Genomic DNA, 17,115 nt, shown 5'->3' with positions numbered 1-17,115 from the left:
AGCATAGCGCCAGTCAGATGTTCGCCAAGGGCATCGTCTCCGGCTGGATGATCGCTACCATGGTCTGGATGATCCCCTCCATGGAGAGCGCGAAGATGTGGATCATCATCCTCATCACCTACTTCATGGCGCTGGGCGACTTCACCCACATCGTCGTCGGATCGGCGGAAGTGTCGTATCTGGTGTTTGCCGGCGAGTTGCCGTGGAGTGATTTCTGGGCGGTGTTCGCCGGACCTACGCTGGCGGGGAACATCATTGGCGGCAGCTTTATCTTCGCGCTGATCAGCCATGCGCAAATTCGCAGTGAAAGCGGTGCGCCGAAGGAATCTGCGGATCAGGCTGTCAAGCCCGATCCGCAGTCGATCAAGAAATGATCAGTGGTGGGCTGGCTCAGCCACGCTGGCCGGCTCGTTGCGCGTCGCGTGCTTGACCAGTTTGCCGATGGTCAGGCCCTGCAGCAGGATCGACGACAGCACGACGATGTAGGTGATGCTCAGCAGCAGATCGCGCTCCGGGCCCAGCGGCAGGGCCAGGGCCAGTGCCACCGAAACACCGCCGCGCAAACCGCCCCAAGTGAGGATGCGGATGGTGCCGGCCGGCACTGAGCGCCAGCGCCGCAGCAGCAGGATCGCCGGCGCCACGGTAAGCAGGCGCGACAGCAGAATCGCCACCGCCAGCAGGCCTGCGGCGGCCATGTGCAGCCAGTTGAACGGCAGCAGCAACAGCTCCATGCCGATCAGCGCAAACAGCAGCGCGTTGAGCATGTCATCGAGCAACTCCCAGAAACCGTCCAGATAGCGCCGGGTCATGTCGTTCATCGCCAGATTGCGCCCCAGGTTGCCGATGATCAGACCGGCGACCACCATCGCGATCGGTGCCGAGACGTGCAACTCGGTGGACATCGCCGAGCCACCGATCACCAGGGCCAGCGTCAGCATCACGGTAATCTGGTGCTGCTCGACGCTTTTGATCATCCGATAGACCAGATAACCAATCAGCCCGCCGAACAACACACCGCCAATGGCCTCATGGACGAAGAGCATGGCCGTGGCGCTGACGGTCGGGGTTTCGCCCAGTTGCGCGATGCCCAGCAGCACGGTGAAGACCACCACCGCCGTGCCGTCGTTGAACAGTGATTCGCCGACGATGGTGGTTTTCAGTGGTTTCGAAGCGTTGGCGGTACGCAGTACGCCGAGCACGGCAATCGGGTCGGTCGGTGAGATCAGCGCGCCGAACAACAGGCAGTAGAGGAAACTCACGTGCCAGCCGAACAGGGCAAAAATGTAGAAGGCCAGGCTGCCGATCACCACGGTGGCGATCAACACGCCGAAGGTGGCCAGCAGGCCGATCGGCCAGCGGTAGCTGCGCAAATCATTGAGGTTGACGTGCAGGGCGCCGGCGAACAGCAGGAACGAGAGCATCCAGTTCATCAGCAGATCGCCGAAATCGATCTGGCCGATCAGTTGCTGCACGCGGTCTTCGAGGCCGGGAAAGCCGAGGACGCTGAGGCCTTGCAGGAGCAGTGAGAACAGCAGGGCGGTAACCATCACGCCGATGGTCGGCGGCAGGCCGATAAAGCGGAAATTGACGAAGGTCAGGAGGGTGGTGAGGCAGATGAAAGCGGCGACGAGTTCAAGCATCCGGGGTCCTTTGGATGGAGAGTGAATGGAGCGCGACCGGAGGTTGCACTCAGGGGTTTGATGGGCAAACAGCGACATGGGACACACCACAGTTCATTGTGGCGAGGGGATTTATCCCCGCTCGGCGGCGAAGCCGTCGCAATCGGGCTTATCGATAATTCCTGACAAAACCCGATCGAAGGTTTTGGGGCTGCTGCGCAGCCCAACGGGGATAAATCCCCTCGCCACAGGTAGTCAGTCGCAGAGGTCTCAGCCAGACACATTGACCGCACTCGCCCGCCGACGTTGCAGGTAAATGAACAACAGCGCCGTCAGCACCGTCAGCACGCCGACCAGCGCCCCGGTCCACGGCAGGTCCGCCAGATCCGCGCCGCTGGCAACCACCAGCCCGCCAATCCAGGCACCTGCTGCGTTGCCCAGATTGAACGCGCTCTGGTTCAGCGTCGAACCCAGATTCGGCGCTTCGTGCGCCTGATCGATGATCAACAGCTGCAGAATCGGGCACAGCGCAAAGGCGAAAATTCCCCACAGCACCAAGGTAATCGCCGCCGGAATCACCGCACGGCTGGTCTGGCTGAACGCCGCGAGAATCACCACAACTGCCAGTGCCACGCCGACCAGTGACGGCAGCAAGCGGCTGTCGGCCAGGCGCCCGCCGAGCATGCTGCCCGCTGTCAGGCCGACGCCGAACAACAGCAGCATCACCGTCACGCCGTGGGGGCTGACGCCAGTGATGTCTTGCAGGATCGGTGCGATATAGGTGAACACGCTGAACAGGCTGGTCGAGGCCAGCACGCTCATGCCCAGCGCCAGCAGCACGTTGGCCTTGCCCAGCACTTTGAATTCGCTGGCGAGGTTGGCTTTGTCCATTGCGATGTGTTTTGGCAGCCACAACCACTGCGCCAGCGCCGCAACAATGCCGATCACCGACACCGCCCAGAAGGTCGAGCGCCAGCCAGCGTATTGGCCAAGCGCTGTGCCGAGTGGCACGCCGAGCACGTTGGCCAGGGTCAGGCCGGTGAACATCATGGCAATCGCCTGCGCACGTTTGTTCGGCGCAACCAGCCCGGCAGCAACCACCGAGCCAATGCCGAAAAACGCCCCATGACACAGCGCCGTGACCACCCGCGCCGCCATCAGCGTCGCGTAGTTGGGTGCCAGCGCGCAGAGCACGTTGCCGAGGATGAACATCAGCGTCATGCCCAGCAATGTCGCTTTGCGCGGCATATTGGCGGTGCCGATCGCCAGGATCGGTGCGCCGAACACCACGCCCAGGGCGTAACCGGTGATCAGCAGCCCGGCGTGAGGAATGCTCACCGCCAGATCGCGGGCGACGTCGGGCAGCAGGCCCATGATGACGAATTCGGTAGTGCCGATGCCGAACGCGGCAACGGCGAGTGCAAGCAAAGCGAGCGGCATGCGCAAGGTCTCTGTCGGTAGTCTTGACGCTTTGATCAGGCATACGCGTGCCAGCGACCGTTTTCGAAGAAAGCGGAGCAGGCAGCTTTTATTGGAGTTTTTTGGTGTGCAGCTGAGTACGGCGTGGTGGGTTGCAGTATAAACAGCTGCTGACACATGGCGAATCAATAATCTGACTAATCGACGGCGCGCTGGAAGTGCCGTGTTATATCCAGCTGAAAGAACCTTTCTGCCGGGCGCGGCTCTTAGCCTGTGGGCAGGTGCTGATCGGCATGCTGGTGATGAATTTCTGATCGCTCGCCAATTTCTCCAATCGAAAAAAGGACGACGTTATGACAGTGGCTCTGTGGTGTGTGTTGGTCGCGATTTTCCTGCCGTACGTATGCACGATCGTGGCGAAGGCCACCGGCGGTTTCCGCCTCAAGGACAATTATGATCCACGGGACTTTCTCGACAGCGTCGATGGCGTCGCCCGTCGCGCCCACGCCGCGCAACTGAACAGCTTTGAAGTAACGCCTGCGTTTGCCGCTGCGGTGATCGTTGCGCACCTGGTCGGCACTGCGCAGCTGGTGACGGTCAATGTGTTGGCCGTGCTGTTTATCACCAGTCGCCTGCTGTACATCATCTGCTACCTGGCTGACTGGGCTGCACTGCGTTCGGTGGTGTGGTTTATCGGGATGGGGCTGATTGCTTCGTTCTTCTTTGTGTCCATTTAAAAGCAAGGTCAAAAGATCGCAGCCTGCGGCAGCTCCTACAGAGGAATGCATACTCCTGTAGGAGCTGCCGAAGGCTGCGATCTTTTGCCTTTAGGGTTTGTCAGCCACCTGTGGCACTTGCGGCAACTCTTGTCCTTTAGGCCAGAGCATCCAGATCTGCCCCTGCTGTTTCATGTCCCCGGCCAGTTGCCCGGCCGCATCACCCGTGCCCCAGAACAGATCCGCGCGCACCTCGCCGGCAATCGCGCCGCCGGTATCCTGCGCCGCGACCGGGCGGACCAGCGGGGTGCCATCCGGTTTGGTGGTCGACAGCCATAACAGACTGCCCAACGGAATCACCTTGCGATCCACCGCCGCGCTGTAGCCGGCGGTCAGCGGCACGTTCAGCGAGCCGCGCGGGCCTTCGTTGCTGTCCGGGTTGCGGGTGAAGAACACGTAGCTCGGGTTGCTGGCCAGCAGTTCCGGAATGCGCGTCGGGTTGGCCTTGGCCCAGTTGCTGATCGCGGTCATGGTCACGTCTTCTTTCTTCAGCTCGCCTTGCTCGACGAGCCAGCGACCGATCGGTCGGTACGGGTGGCCATTCTGATCGGCGTAGGCGATGCGCAACTGTTTGCCGTCCTCGGTCTGGATCCGGCCCGAGCCCTGGATCTGCAGAAATTGCAGATTCATCGGATCAGTCAGGTAAGCAACTACCGGCGCTTTCACGCCTTTGGATTCAATGGTCGCCGCGTCGTCGTAAGGCTTGAGCACGCGACCTTCGAGGCGGCCGCGCAGGCGCTTGCCTTTCAATTCCGGGTAGATGCTGTCGAGCGAGACGATAATCATGTCTTCCGGCACGCCATACACTGGCACGTTCGCCGTTGCGGTGGGCGTCAGGCTGCCGGGGTACACCGGTTCGTAGTAGCCAGTGATCAGACCGTTGGGGTTGTCGTTCTCGGCGCGCAGGCCATAGACATCGAGATTCTGCTTGAGGAATGCACGAATCTCGGCGGCGCTTTGCGGCACATTCGCCGCCGCAGCGCAGGTCGGGCCCCACACCGCGTCGGCTTTGAGTCGTGTGCACGCGCTGCGCCATGAACCGAAACCGGCGACCAGATCGCTGTCGGAGACCGCGGGCAAGGCTTCCCAGGTTGCGCTGGAATACGTAGCCAGTGCGTGGGTTTTTGGTTTGGCGCTGTCGCCGCCTGTGCAACCGGCGAGGATGGCGAGCAGTGGAAGGGTGACGATAAGCGGGTGACGCCAGGCCGTGAAGCGGCTGTTCATGGAGTGATTCCTGTGCCGGTTGGCCGAGTGCTCCATGCGCTCGACCAACCCGTATTTTTAATAGGGCTATTGGTGTTTGGCGGTGAGCCGAGGATACTGGCCGCCGATTTCCGCGACCTGAAGCCACCATGACTCTGAAACCCATTGCTGTTGTATTGCTGGCCTGCCTGACCTTGTCCGCCTGTGGCGGTGTCGACCCGAATTCGCCGCTGGGCCAGCGCAAGGCGATCTTCAAGCAGATGCTCAAGACCAGCGAAGACCTCGGCGGCATGTTGCGCGGGCGCATTGCCTTCGACGGGCCGAAATTTGCCGAGGGCGCAGTCAGACTTGATGCGTTGGCCCATGAGCCGTGGAAGCATTTCCCGCAGGTGCGCGAGGAAGATCACACCAGCGCCAAAGATGATGTCTGGCAGAAACAGGCGCGTTTTCAGGAACTGGCCCGCGCCCTCGAGACAGCCACTGGTGAATTGGTGGTCGCCAGTCAGGTTCAGCCGTACAAGGCCAGCAATCTTGGGCCGGCAGTGCAGAAAGTTGAAGATGCCTGCAGTGCTTGCCATAAAGAGTTTCGCGATCATTGATTCCTGAAGCTGCTGAGTGCCTTGTGGCGAGTGACTACCTTGTGGCGAGGGGATTTATCCCCGATGGGCTGCGAAGCAGCCCCAAAACCATACAACCGGGTTTTTTCAGTCGGACCCGACTAGCCAAATTTGCGACGGCCTCGCCGCCGGAAGGGGATAAATCCCCTCCCCAAAGGGCTTCGGTTACTTATCGATCTCGTCCAGCGCTTCCTGCAGTTCCTTGCGCGACTCGGCGAGCTTTTCCTTGCGCTTGTTGATCTTCTCCGGATCGCCCTTCTTCATGGCCTTGTCGAGGTCCGCCTGACGCTGGCTCACCTCATGCTTGGCCTCAAGCACTTTGTTCTCACGTTCTTTTTTCAGCCCGGCGTCGGTGCAGTGTTCATTGACTTCACGCAGTGCGGTTTCCAGGCCTGCCTGCTGCTCCATGTTGCCGCGCGACTTGGCCTGTTCGATCTGATTGATGATGCCCTGCTTCTTGGCAGCGCAACCGGTCAGGCCCGGGCCGTCTTCTTCGGCCATGACCGGGGCGGCCATGACGCCGCAAAGAGTAAGCAGGGCGAGCGGTGCGAGAAATTTCATAAAAGCTCCATGTGCAAAGGCAATCGGGGTGGGAGGGCACTGCGCTGTTGGAGCGTCTGGCCGGCCGTTGGGTTCCCGCCGGGCGGGGATTGCAGGTTCAGAAGCCGTCGATTCCGGCGGCTTTCAGGGTTTCACTCAAAGCCAGTACCTGCGGGTCGCGAAAGAATGCGCTCAGTTGCGCCGCGCGTCCCGGGCCGATGCCGGCTTCTGCCTGCCATTGTTCAGTGTCGCGTTGTGCCAGGGCCTGCCACGAATCGTCCAGTTGTGCCTGTCCGGTCGGCGGCATGCCCAGCGCTTTCAACCATCGAGCGAACGGCTGTTGCCGCGCGCCGTGAAAACTCTGGATCAGACGTGCGCTGCTGCGCTCGCCGAGGCCGGCAATGTTAGCAAGCTCTGACGCATCGAGGGTCAGCCAATCCAGCAGGTGTTTCAGACGGCCTGTTTCCAAAAGTTTCTCCCAGGTGCCACGCCCGACATGTTGCATGGCCAGGCCTTGCTTGCCACTGAGCCAGGTCAGACGCGCGAGAAACTGGCTTTCACACCCCGGCGTCGGTTGCCAACAGCTCAGTACGTGGTAATCGCCGGCATCGGGAATGCTGATGTCTGCCCGTTCGCTGGTGCGCAGCACGACACTGTCGAGGCGCGGAATGGTCAGCCCGGCCAGACTGATTGCCACCTGATCGCCTGGACGGATGTCGAGGGTTTGCCAGCGCTTGAGCGAGCTGACTCTGACCCGTTTGATTTCGCGGTCATCGAGTCTGACGGGCAGCAGTTCCAGCACCGGAGTGATTCGCCCGGTGCGGCCGATTTTGAAGTTGACCTTGCGCACTTCGGCCAATGCTTGGGCGAACGGGTATTTCCAGGCGATTGCCCAATACGGCGCGTGAGCCTGCCAGCGTTCGGCAGGTGGCCGTTGGCTCTGACGCAGCACCACGCCGTCGCTGGCAAAGGGCAGGGGCGAGCGATACCAGTGCTCGCGCCATTTTTGCGCGTCTTCGAATCGGCTGACGGGCTGTGTAAAGGGCTCGGTTGCGGCGAACCCCAACGCCTGCAGTTCGGACATTCTTTCCGGCAGCCGCACAGGACCTTGCGGCCAGTCCCATACAAACAGACCGATCCCGGCGGCCTGTTCGGCATCCAGGGATTTGCGCCCCATCAGCCCGGCTACGGTGGCGCGGGCGTTGACGCTGCCGGACTGTGATTGAACATGCGCATTGAGGCGCCAATAGAGTTCGCCTTGTACCAGCAGATCCCGTGGCAGCCTCAACCGTTGCGGATTGGCTGCAATCCTGCGCGCGGAAGCGGTCCAGTCCTGACCATTGACACCGTCGCCGCGACTGATCGCCTGCTGCAATACTCCCTGGCGGTAGATCAGCGTGACAGCCACGCCGTCGACCTTGGGCTGCACCCAGACGTTCTGGCGATCGCGCAACCAGTGGGCGACGTCTTCGGCTTTGTGCAGCTTGTCCAGACCGGTGTGGGCGATGGGGTGGGTGACCGTGCCGGACGCGGTGTGCAACGGCTGCGGGGATGAGGGTTGATTGAAACAGGCTTGCCATTCTTTCAGCCGCAGCCGGGACTGGTCATAGAGTTCGTCGCTGATCAATGAACGGCCTTCGCGGTGATAGGCGTCGTCCCATTGGTCGATCCGGTTTTGCAGGGCGGTGATTTCGCGTTGGGCTTGGGAAAGATCCCAGTTCGGGCAGTTGGCTTGGCTGACGAGGGTGATGAGTGCCAGCAGGAAGGCCAGCAACAGGCGCAGTGTGAAGAGCATTGTGAGCGTCCTTGCTCGGGGGGGTGATGCTTGAAGGGTAGGTGAGGATCTGAAGAACGTTGCGCGGCTTTTTTGCGAACTGTTTCGGGGCAGGGGAACTGGTGTTGCCGGGGCGGGCGCCTTCGCGAGCAGGCTCGCTCCCACACGGATCTCAAAAAATCTGTCAGGCATGAAAAAGCCCCGCACGGCGCGAACCGTGCGGGGCTTTCATGCAGCCAGGGGGTTACAGGCCAGCGGCAGAACGCAGGGCGTCGGCGCGGTCGGTTTTTTCCCAGGTGAACGTGGTGAAGCTGTCTTCGCCAACGGTCTTGGTCTGCGGCGCACGACCGAAGTGGCCGTAGGCTGCGGTTTCCTGGTACATCGGGTGCAGCAGGTCGAGCATGGTGGTGATTGCGTATGGACGCAGGTCGAACACTTCACGCACCAGTTTGATGATCTTGTCATCGCTGATCTTGCCGGTGCCGAAGGTGTTCAGCGAGATCGACGTAGGCTGAGCCACACCGATCGCGTAGGAAACCTGGATCTCGCAACGCTCGGCCAGGCCGGCCGCAACGATGTTCTTGGCCACGTAACGGCCAGCGTAGGCAGCCGAACGGTCAACCTTCGATGGATCCTTGCCGGAGAACGCGCCGCCGCCGTGACGGGCCATGCCGCCGTAGCTGTCGACGATGATCTTGCGGCCGGTCAGACCGCAGTCACCTACCGGGCCGCCAATGATGAACTGGCCGGTCGGGTTGATGTGGAACTGGGTGTCCTTGCTCAGCAGTTCGGCAGGCAGTACGTGCTTGACGATCAGCTCCATCACGCCTTCGCGCAGGTCTTTGTACGACACTTCCGGGTTGTGCTGGGTCGACAGAACAACAGCGTCGATGCCGACAACCTTGCCGCCTTCGTAACGGCAGGTCACTTGCGACTTGGCATCCGGACGCAGCCACGGCAGCAGGCCCGACTTGCGTGCTTCAGCCTGACGCTGCACCAGCTGGTGCGAGAAGGTGATCGGCGCTGGCATCAAAACGTCGGTTTCGTTGCTGGCGTAACCGAACATCAGGCCCTGGTCGCCGGCGCCCTGATCTTCAGGCTTGGCACGGTCGACGCCTTGGTTGATGTCAGGGGACTGCTTGCCGATGATGTTCATCACGCCGCAGGTGGCGCCGTCGAAGCCGACTTCGGAGCTGGTGTAGCCGATGTCGCAAATCACGTCACGAACGATCTGCTCCAGGTCGACCCAGGCGCTGGTGGTCACTTCACCGGCAACGATGGCCACGCCGGTCTTGACCAGGGTTTCCACAGCCACGCGAGCGTGTTTGTCCTGGGCAATAATGGCGTCCAGCACCGCATCGGAAATCTGGTCGGCGATTTTGTCCGGATGTCCTTCAGACACGGACTCGGAGGTGAAGAGGGAGTATTCGCTCATCTCGATGTTTTCCTGAATTTACCGATGGTGAGTGTCGCCAGCCGGTCGCTGAAAGTGGCGAACCTGGATCTGGAAACCATTACGTAAGCCTACATAGAGGCTTTCCCCGGGAACGAGTCCCGCAGCGGTGGCCCAACGGGCCAGATCGTCCTGTTCAAACCCCAACCAGAGATCACCGCAGGCCTCCCTGGCCCAACTCTGGTTGTGGCTACATAACTCTGTCACGAGCAGGCTACCGCCCGGTTGCAGCAAGTCGGCCATGTGCCTGAGCGCATCGGCCGGGGCGGCGAAATGGTGCAGGACCATGTTCAACACCACGCAATCGGCTTGAAGGCTTGTGCCGTTCAATGCATCGGCCAATTGCAGGCTGACGTTAGCCAGCTGTTCACGTTCACATACCTGACGCGCCAGTTCGAGCATCGCCGGGCTGTTGTCCAGCGCGGTTACGGTGCCGAAGCGACGGGCCAGTTCCGGCAGAAAAGCACCATCGCCGGGGCCGACTTCAATGGCCGTGGCTGCACCATCGAAGTTCAGTTTGTCGAGCAGGGCCAGCACGCTGTCACGGTACTGCGGCAGGCCTGCGATCAAATCCTGCTGGGCACGGAATTTTTCCGCGACCCGGGCGAAAAAGTCCCGGCTGGCGGCAGCACGCTGACCATGAACCTGCTCGATGCGTGCTTGCACTTCATCAGGCAGATCCAGATCGTCGACTTCTTCCAACAACGCCGCGTGCAGCTTGCCGCCGAGCAATCCGCTGTGGGGCAGGGCGCGCCGATAAAAAATCGCGTTGCCCTCACGGCGTGTCGCCACCAGATCGGCTTGCGCCAGCACCTTGAGGTGGTGGCTCATGCCCGACTGGCCGATGCCGAAAATCTGCGCCAGCTCCAGCACGCCAAACGAATCGTTGGCCAGCGCGCGCAATACATTCAGCCGCAGCGGATCGCCGCCGGCCTTGCACAGGGCCGCCAGCTCGTCGCAATCGTCATGGCGAATGGAAGGCACGCGTAAGTTCATAGGGCTGGCAGTCTAGAGACGGGGGCAAGGCACCGCAAGGCCAATATCAAAAAGTTTTGATATTGCTCGATAAATGGCACTTCTCGGCGGACGGCAGTCTCTACAAACGAATAGCGGAAAGGTTTCACCAAGCGAAACCTGTGCTATCGATTGGAAAAACGCCTGCCGATGACTATCTGTCATTGCCCCGAGGCGCATGGGTGAGGGAAAATGCCCTCCTTTTTTCCGTTTCAGTCTATTCACACCCAGGAGATCAGCGATGCCTAGCCGTCGTGAGCGTGCCAACGCCATTCGTGCCCTCAGCATGGATGCCGTGCAAAAAGCCAACAGCGGCCATCCCGGTGCCCCTATGGGTATGGCAGATATTGCCGAAGTGCTGTGGCGCGACTACCTCAAGCACAACCCGAGCAACCCGTCGTTCGCCGACCGTGACCGCTTCGTGCTGTCCAACGGCCACGGCTCGATGTTGATCTACTCGCTGCTGCACCTGACCGGCTACGACCTGTCGATCGACGACCTCAAGCAGTTCCGTCAACTGCACAGCCGCACTCCAGGCCACCCGGAATTCGGTTACACCCCGGGCGTCGAAACCACCACCGGCCCGCTGGGTCAGGGTCTGGCCAACGCCGTCGGTTTCGCCTTGGCGGAAAAAGTCATGGGCGCGCAGTTCAACCGTCCCGGCCACAACATCGTTGACCACCACACCTACGTGTTCCTCGGTGATGGCTGCATGATGGAAGGCATTTCCCACGAAGTCGCTTCCCTGGCCGGCACGCTGGGCCTGGGCAAGCTGATTGCCTTCTACGATGACAACGGCATTTCCATCGACGGTGAAGTCGAAGGCTGGTTCACCGATGACACGCCGAAGCGTTTCGAAGCCTACAACTGGCAGGTGATCCGCAACGTCGACGGCCATGATCCGGAAGAGATCAAAACCGCCATCGAAACCGCGCGCAAGAGCGCTCAGCCGACGTTGATCTGCTGCAAGACCACCATTGGTTTCGGTTCGCCGAACAAGCAGGGCAAGGAAGATTGCCACGGCGCCCCACTGGGTGACGCGGAAATCGCCCTGACCCGTCAGGCGCTGAACTGGAACCACGGCCCGTTCGAAATCCCGGCCGAGATCTATGCCGAGTGGGACGCCAAAGAAGCTGGTCGCGCGGTTGAAGCCGAGTGGGATCAGCGTTTCGCCGCTTACTCCGCTGCATTCCCGACTGAAGCCAACGAGCTGATCCGTCGTCTGAGCGGCGAACTGCCGGCCGACTTCTCGGAAAAAGCCTCGGCCTACATCGCCGAAGTCGCGGCCAAGGGCGAGACCATCGCCAGCCGCAAAGCCAGCCAGAACACCCTCAACGCCTTCGGCCCGCTGCTGCCGGAAATGCTCGGCGGTTCGGCTGACCTCGCCGGCTCCAACCTGACCCTGTGGAAAGGCTGCAAAGGCGTCAGCGCTGAAGACGCCAGCGGCAACTACATGTACTACGGCGTGCGCGAGTTCGGCATGACCGCGATCATGAACGGCGTCGCCCTGCACGGCGGTCTGGTGCCTTACGGCGCGACCTTCCTGATGTTCATGGAATACGCGCGCAACGCCGTACGCATGTCGGCTTTGATGAAGAAGCGCGTGATCCACGTCTACACCCACGACTCCATCGGTCTGGGCGAAGACGGCCCGACGCACCAGCCGATCGAGCAACTGACCAGCCTGCGCAGCACGCCGAACCTCGACACCTGGCGTCCAGCCGATGCCGTGGAATCGGCAGTGGCCTGGAAAAACGCTCTGGAGCGCAAGGACGGCCCTTCGGCGCTGATCTTCTCGCGGCAGAACCTGCAGCACCAGGAACGCGACGCTGGCCAGATTGCCAACATCAGCCGTGGCGGTTATGTGCTCAAGGATTGCGCAGGCGAGCCTGAGCTGATCCTGATCGCCACCGGTTCGGAAGTCGGTCTGGCGGTTCAAGCCTTCGACAAACTGACCGAGCAGGGCCGCAAGGTTCGCGTGGTCTCGATGCCTTGCACCAGCGCGTTTGATGCTCAGGATGCGGAGTACAAGCAGTCGGTTCTGCCGTTGCAGGTCAGCGCACGTATCGCCATCGAAGCGGCCCACGCCGATTTCTGGTTCAAGTACGTGGGTCTGGAAGGTCGCGTGATCGGCATGACCACCTACGGTGAGTCGGCGCCGGCTTCGGCATTGTTCGAAGAGTTCGGCTTCACCCTGGAAAACATCCTCGGTCAGGCTGAAGAGCTGCTGGAAGACTAAGCAGTACGAATGCGGTGGCCCTGGCTGCCGCGTTCCCCTGTAGGAGCTGCCGAAGGCTGCGATCTTTTGATCTTGATCTTAAAAACAAGATCAAAAGATCGCAGCCTCGTTTCACTCGTCAGCTCCTACATGGGGTTGTGTTGTTAGCGAATCTATCGAGAACCCCATGCCTCAACCGCGTCCCTACAAAGTTGCACTCAACGGCTACGGCCGCATTGGTCGTTGCGTCTTGCGGGCGTTGTTCGAGCGCGGCGCGAAGGCCGGGTTTGAAATTGTCGCGATCAACGATCTGGCCGACATGGCCAGCATCGAATACCTGACACGCTTCGACTCCACCCACGGCCGCTTTCCCGGCGAAGTGCGTGTTGAAGGCGATTGTCTGCATATCAATGGCGACTGCGTGAAGGTCCTGCGCAGTGCTACCCCCGAAGGCATCGATTGGGCGTCTCTGGGCGTCGATCTGGTGCTGGAATGCTCCGGCGCTTACCACACCCGTGCCGATGGCCAACGTTTTCTCGATGCCGGCGCGCCGCGTGTGCTGTTCTCGCAGCCGATGGCCAGCGAAGCGGATGTCGACGCCACCATCGTCTACGGCGTCAATCAGGAATGCCTGACCGGCGACGAACTGCTGGTGTCCAACGCCTCCTGCACGACGAATTGCGGCGTGCCGCTGCTGCGCCTGCTCGATCAGGCGATCGGTCTGGATTACGTGTCGATCACCACGATTCACTCGGCGATGAACGATCAGCCGGTGATCGACGCCTATCATGACGAAGACCTGCGCCGCACGCGTTCGGCGTTCCAGTCGGTGATCCCGGTGTCCACTGGTCTGGCGCGTGGTATCGAGCGTCTGCTGCCGGAACTTGCCGGGCGAATTCAGGCCAAAGCCGTGCGCGTGCCGACAGTCAACGTGTCCTGCCTCGACATCACGATGCAGACCGCCACAGCGACTGACGCCAGTGAGGTCAACCGGATCCTGCGCGAAGCCGCCACCAGCGGCCCGCTCAAAGGCCTTCTGGCCTACACCGAGTTGCCGCACGCCAGCTGTGATTTCAACCATGACCCACATTCGGCCATCGTCGATGCCAGTCAGACCCGTGTTTCCGGCCCCAAACTGGTGAACATCCTGGCCTGGTTCGACAACGAATGGGGTTTTGCCAACCGAATGCTGGACGTTGCAGACCACTATCTGCAAACAGCAACTTCAAAAAAACCGTAGGAAGTGCGACCCATGACCGTGTTGAAGATGTCCGACCTCGATCTGCAAGGTAAGCGCGTATTGATCCGCGAAGACCTCAACGTCCCCGTCAAGGACGGTGTTGTCACCAGCGACGCGCGCATCCTGGCTTCGCTGCCGACCATCAAGCTGGCCCTGGAAAAAGGCGCGGCAGTGATGGTCTGCTCGCACCTGGGCCGTCCTACCGAAGGCGAATTCTCCGCCGAAAACAGCCTGAAACCTGTCGCCGATTACCTGAGCAAAGCGCTCGGCCGTGAAGTGCCGCTGGTGGCTGATTACCTCGGCGGTGTCGAGGTCAAGGCCGGCGACATCGTGCTGTTCGAAAACGTGCGCTTCAACAAGGGCGAGAAAAAGAACGCCGATGACCTGGCCCAGCAATATGCGGCCCTGTGCGACGTGTTCGTGATGGATGCTTTCGGTACTGCTCACCGCGCCGAAGGTTCGACCCATGGCGTCGCCAAGTTCGCCAAAGTCGCCGCTGCCGGCCCGTTGCTGGCCGCTGAACTGGACGCACTGGGCAAAGCCCTGGGCGCACCGGCCAAGCCAATGGCGGCCATTGTTGCCGGCTCCAAGGTCTCGACCAAACTCGACGTGCTCAACAGCCTGAGCCAGATCTGCGATCAACTGATCGTCGGCGGCGGCATCGCCAACACCTTCCTCGCGGCGGCTGGTCACCCGGTCGGCAAGTCGCTGTACGAACCGGACCTGCTCGACACCGCCCGTGAAATCGCGGCGAAAGTCAGCGTGCCGTTGCCGGTCGACGTCGTGGTCGCCAAGGAATTCGCCGAAAGCGCTGAAGCGACTGTGAAGCTGATCGCTGATGTTGCGGCTGACGACATGATTCTCGACATCGGCCCGCAAACCGCGGCCAACTTCGCCGAGCTGCTGAAATCGTCGAAAACCATTCTGTGGAACGGCCCGGTCGGCGTGTTCGAGTTCGATCAGTTCGGCAACGGCACCAAAGTGCTGGCCCAGGCCATTGCCGAAAGCTCGGCATTCTCCATTGCTGGCGGTGGCGACACCCTGGCGGCGATCGATAAATATGGCGTGGCTGAGCAGATCTCCTACATTTCCACCGGTGGTGGCGCGTTCCTCGAATTCGTCGAGGGCAAGGTGCTGCCTGCCGTTGAAGTCCTGGAAAGCCGGGCCAAGGCCTGAGGCCGCCCGTTTGGCCAGGCAAAGGAGTGTTCACATGGTCAAGTCGTTAGCGCTGTTGTTGCTGACCGGTACGCTGGCGGCCTGCGGGAGCACCCCGAAGGCTGACGCCACGCCAGCACCGAGCGAACCGCAGAAGGGCTGTTATCAGGCCGACTGGCAGGCCGAAACCAACCCGGTGCTGAACAAGCGCTCGGGTCCGGACGGCCTGGACAAATACGAGACGCAAACCCCGGTCAAGGAACATGGTTGTCCTTGACGGGTCTGACTCTTTAACTCAGGGCTGGCGGCGTGCGTCGTCAGTCGAGGAACACGGATGAAAGGCTTGATCGCCGTTGCGGCGTTGGCATTGTTGGGCGGTTGCGCGCAGTTGAACCTGTTTCAGTCGTCGGCCCCGGCAGACAACTGGACGACCTGGACCTGCGACAGCCAGGCCAAGGTGGTGTGGCGTTATGTCGATGCCGGCCAGAAGGAAGTCGACGTTCGCCTCGGCGGCGGTGATCAGGTCTATCGCCTGAAAGAAGAGCCGGGCGCCTCGGGCACGCTGTACAGCGATGGCATGCTGGCGTTTCACGTCAAGGGTGACGAAGGCCTGGTGTACTGGGTCGCCACCAATGACCTGATTGGCCGTGGTTGCAAGGCCGAGTAACACGATTGAATTGGTGTACAGAGATCCAAATGTGGGAGCGAGCCTGCTCGCGAAAGCAATCTTGCCGTCGATGATGCAGTGTCTGTCAGACCGCTTTCGCGAGCAGGCTCGCTCCCACAGGGGGTCTCTGTTGTTCACACAGTTTTGGTAACACCGAATCACCAGACCGGACCTCAACCCCCGATCTGCATTAACTTGAATAGCCGCCGCCGCTCCGGCAGGCTGGCACGATCAACGACCCTCAACCGGGAGAGACACACACAATGGCACTTATCAGCATGCGCCAGATGCTGGACCACGCAGCCGAGTTCGGCTACGGCGTTCCAGCCTTCAACGTCAACAACCTTGAGCAGATGCGCGCCATCATGGAAGCCGCTGACAAGACTGACTCCCCGGTGATCGTCCAGGCTTCGGCCGGCGCCCGCAAATACGCCGGCGCACCATTCCTGCGTCACCTGATCCTGGCGGCGATCGAAGAATTCCCGCACATCCCGGTGTGCATGCACCAGGACCATGGCACCAGCCCTGACGTCTGCCAGCGTTCGATTCAACTGGGCTTCAGCTCGGTGATGATGGACGGCTCGCTGGGCGAAGACGGCAAGACCCCGACCGACTACGACTACAACGTCCGCGTTACCCAACAAACCGTCGCCATGGCCCACGCCTGCGGCGTTTCGGTAGAAGGCGAGCTGGGTTGCCTGGGTTCGCTGGAAACCGGTATGGCCGGTGAAGAAGACGGCATCGGCGCCGAAGGCGTTCTGGATCACAGCCAGATGCTGACCGACCCGGAAGAAGCCGCTGACTTCGTCAAACGCACCCAGGTCGATGCCCTGGCCATCGCTATCGGCACCAGCCACGGCGCCTACAAGTTCACCAAGCCACCAACCGGCGACGTGCTGGCGATCGACCGCATCAAGGAAATCCACAAGCGCATCCCCAACACCCACCTGGTGATGCACGGTTCGTCCTCGGTTCCGCAAGAGTGGCTGGCGATCATCAACCAGTACGGCGGCGACATCAAAGAAACCTACGGCGTCCCGGTTGAAGAAATCGTCGAAGGCATCAAGCACGGCGTGCGCAAGGTCAACATCGACACCGACCTGCGCCTGGCCTCCACTGGCGCCATGCGTCGCCTGATGGCTACCAACCCGAGCGAATTCGACCCACGTAAATTCTTCGGCGCCACCGTGACCGCAATGCGCGATGTATGTATCGCTCGTTATGAAGCGTTCGGTACTGCCGGTAATGCCTCGAAGATCAAACCGATCTCCCTGGAAGCGATGTACCAGCGTTATCTGAAGGGTGAGTTGAACGCGAAGGTCAACTGAGCCTGAGTGTTGAGCTGATTAAAAGAAACCCGCCGAGACAGACTGTGTGAAAACGCACTGATGGTGGTTCCAGCAAACGCCCCGACTTGTTC

The 17,115-nt window shown here is 61.0% G+C and carries 16 protein-coding genes; 9 read left to right on the top strand and 7 right to left on the bottom strand.

Going from position 1 to position 17,115, the window contains the following annotated elements; translation table 11 throughout:
- Window positions 1-374: formate/nitrite transporter family protein (locus tag D8U60_RS14555; protein ID WP_177435470.1), on the top strand; the 374-nt coding region annotated here is incomplete at its 5' end.
- Here the strand turns inward: D8U60_RS14555 and D8U60_RS14550 are convergent.
- Window positions 375-1,640: a sodium:proton antiporter gene (locus D8U60_RS14550; protein WP_024014630.1), complete on the bottom strand. Its 1,266-nt coding sequence runs from the start codon at window positions 1,638-1,640 to the stop codon at window positions 375-377.
- Window positions 1,641-1,889: 249 nt separating this feature from the next.
- Window positions 1,890-3,059 carry an MFS transporter gene (locus D8U60_RS14540; RefSeq protein ID WP_071173880.1) on the bottom strand — a complete coding sequence of 390 codons (1,170 nt, stop codon included), beginning with the start codon at window positions 3,057-3,059 and terminating at the stop codon, window positions 1,890-1,892.
- 332 nt (window positions 3,060-3,391) lie between these two features.
- On the opposite strand from D8U60_RS14540, the gene D8U60_RS14535 reads away from it, so the two are divergent.
- Window positions 3,392-3,775 carry an MAPEG family protein gene (locus tag D8U60_RS14535; protein ID WP_122612379.1) on the top strand — a complete coding sequence of 128 codons (384 nt, stop codon included), beginning with the start codon at window positions 3,392-3,394 and terminating at the stop codon, window positions 3,773-3,775.
- 90 nt (window positions 3,776-3,865) lie between these two features.
- On the opposite strand, the gene D8U60_RS14530 is transcribed toward D8U60_RS14535, so the two are convergent.
- Entirely contained in the window at window positions 3,866-5,038 is a 1,173-nt protein-coding gene (locus D8U60_RS14530) for an MltA domain-containing protein (RefSeq protein WP_130900362.1), read from the bottom strand.
- Window positions 5,039-5,166: 128 nt separating this feature from the next.
- Here D8U60_RS14530 and D8U60_RS14525 point away from each other — a divergent pair, with 128 nt between their 5' ends.
- Window positions 5,167-5,616 carry a cytochrome c gene (locus D8U60_RS14525; protein WP_123443781.1) on the top strand — a complete coding sequence of 150 codons (450 nt, stop codon included), beginning with the start codon at window positions 5,167-5,169 and terminating at the stop codon, window positions 5,614-5,616.
- Between the two features lie 183 nt (window positions 5,617-5,799).
- Here D8U60_RS14525 and D8U60_RS14520 read toward each other — a convergent pair whose 3' ends face one another.
- From D8U60_RS14520 to D8U60_RS14505, 4 genes are all read right to left on the bottom strand, one after another.
- Window positions 5,800-6,195, bottom strand: a complete 396-nt coding sequence (locus D8U60_RS14520; protein ID WP_016772779.1) for a DUF1090 domain-containing protein — start codon at window positions 6,193-6,195, stop codon at window positions 5,800-5,802.
- A 97-nt stretch (window positions 6,196-6,292) separates the two neighbouring features.
- Window positions 6,293-7,969, bottom strand: coding sequence for an NAD-dependent DNA ligase LigB (ligB, locus tag D8U60_RS14515; RefSeq protein WP_130900361.1), 1,677 nt, complete (start codon window positions 7,967-7,969; stop codon window positions 6,293-6,295).
- Between the two features lie 223 nt (window positions 7,970-8,192).
- Window positions 8,193-9,383, bottom strand: coding sequence for a methionine adenosyltransferase (metK, locus tag D8U60_RS14510; protein ID WP_024014624.1), 1,191 nt, complete (start codon window positions 9,381-9,383; stop codon window positions 8,193-8,195).
- A gap of 18 nt (window positions 9,384-9,401) precedes the next feature.
- Window positions 9,402-10,397, bottom strand: a complete 996-nt coding sequence (locus D8U60_RS14505) for a metalloregulator ArsR/SmtB family transcription factor (protein WP_016772782.1) — start codon at window positions 10,395-10,397, stop codon at window positions 9,402-9,404.
- 259 nt (window positions 10,398-10,656) lie between these two features.
- Here D8U60_RS14505 and tkt point away from each other — a divergent pair, with 259 nt between their 5' ends.
- The 6 genes from tkt (at window position 10,657) to fba (ending at window position 17,023) form a co-directional block, all read left to right on the top strand.
- Window positions 10,657-12,654: a transketolase gene (tkt, locus tag D8U60_RS14500; protein WP_024014622.1), complete on the top strand. Its 1,998-nt coding sequence runs from the start codon at window positions 10,657-10,659 to the stop codon at window positions 12,652-12,654.
- Between the two features lie 166 nt (window positions 12,655-12,820).
- On the top strand, window positions 12,821-13,873 hold the full coding sequence (gene epd, locus D8U60_RS14495) for an erythrose-4-phosphate dehydrogenase (protein WP_130900360.1): 1,053 nt from the start codon (window positions 12,821-12,823) through the stop codon (window positions 13,871-13,873).
- A 12-nt stretch (window positions 13,874-13,885) separates the two neighbouring features.
- On the top strand, window positions 13,886-15,049 hold the full coding sequence (locus D8U60_RS14490; protein WP_016772785.1) for a phosphoglycerate kinase: 1,164 nt from the start codon (window positions 13,886-13,888) through the stop codon (window positions 15,047-15,049).
- 34 nt (window positions 15,050-15,083) lie between these two features.
- Entirely contained in the window at window positions 15,084-15,305 is a 222-nt protein-coding gene (locus tag D8U60_RS14485; protein ID WP_016772786.1) for a hypothetical protein, read from the top strand.
- Between the two features lie 57 nt (window positions 15,306-15,362).
- Window positions 15,363-15,695 carry an MliC family protein gene (locus tag D8U60_RS14480; RefSeq protein WP_130900359.1) on the top strand — a complete coding sequence of 111 codons (333 nt, stop codon included), beginning with the start codon at window positions 15,363-15,365 and terminating at the stop codon, window positions 15,693-15,695.
- Window positions 15,696-15,958: 263 nt separating this feature from the next.
- On the top strand, window positions 15,959-17,023 hold the full coding sequence (gene fba / locus D8U60_RS14475) for a class II fructose-bisphosphate aldolase (RefSeq protein WP_008081027.1): 1,065 nt from the start codon (window positions 15,959-15,961) through the stop codon (window positions 17,021-17,023).
- The last annotated feature ends 92 nt before the right edge of the window (window positions 17,024-17,115 follow it).

Origin of the sequence: Pseudomonas sp. Sample_11 (assembly GCF_004307505.1) — a bacterium.
Classification (GTDB): Bacteria; Pseudomonadota; Gammaproteobacteria; order Pseudomonadales; family Pseudomonadaceae; genus Aquipseudomonas; species Aquipseudomonas atacamensis.
The sequence above is the reverse complement of the archived record's forward strand: the minus strand, read 5'-3'. Positions and strand labels throughout refer to the sequence as shown.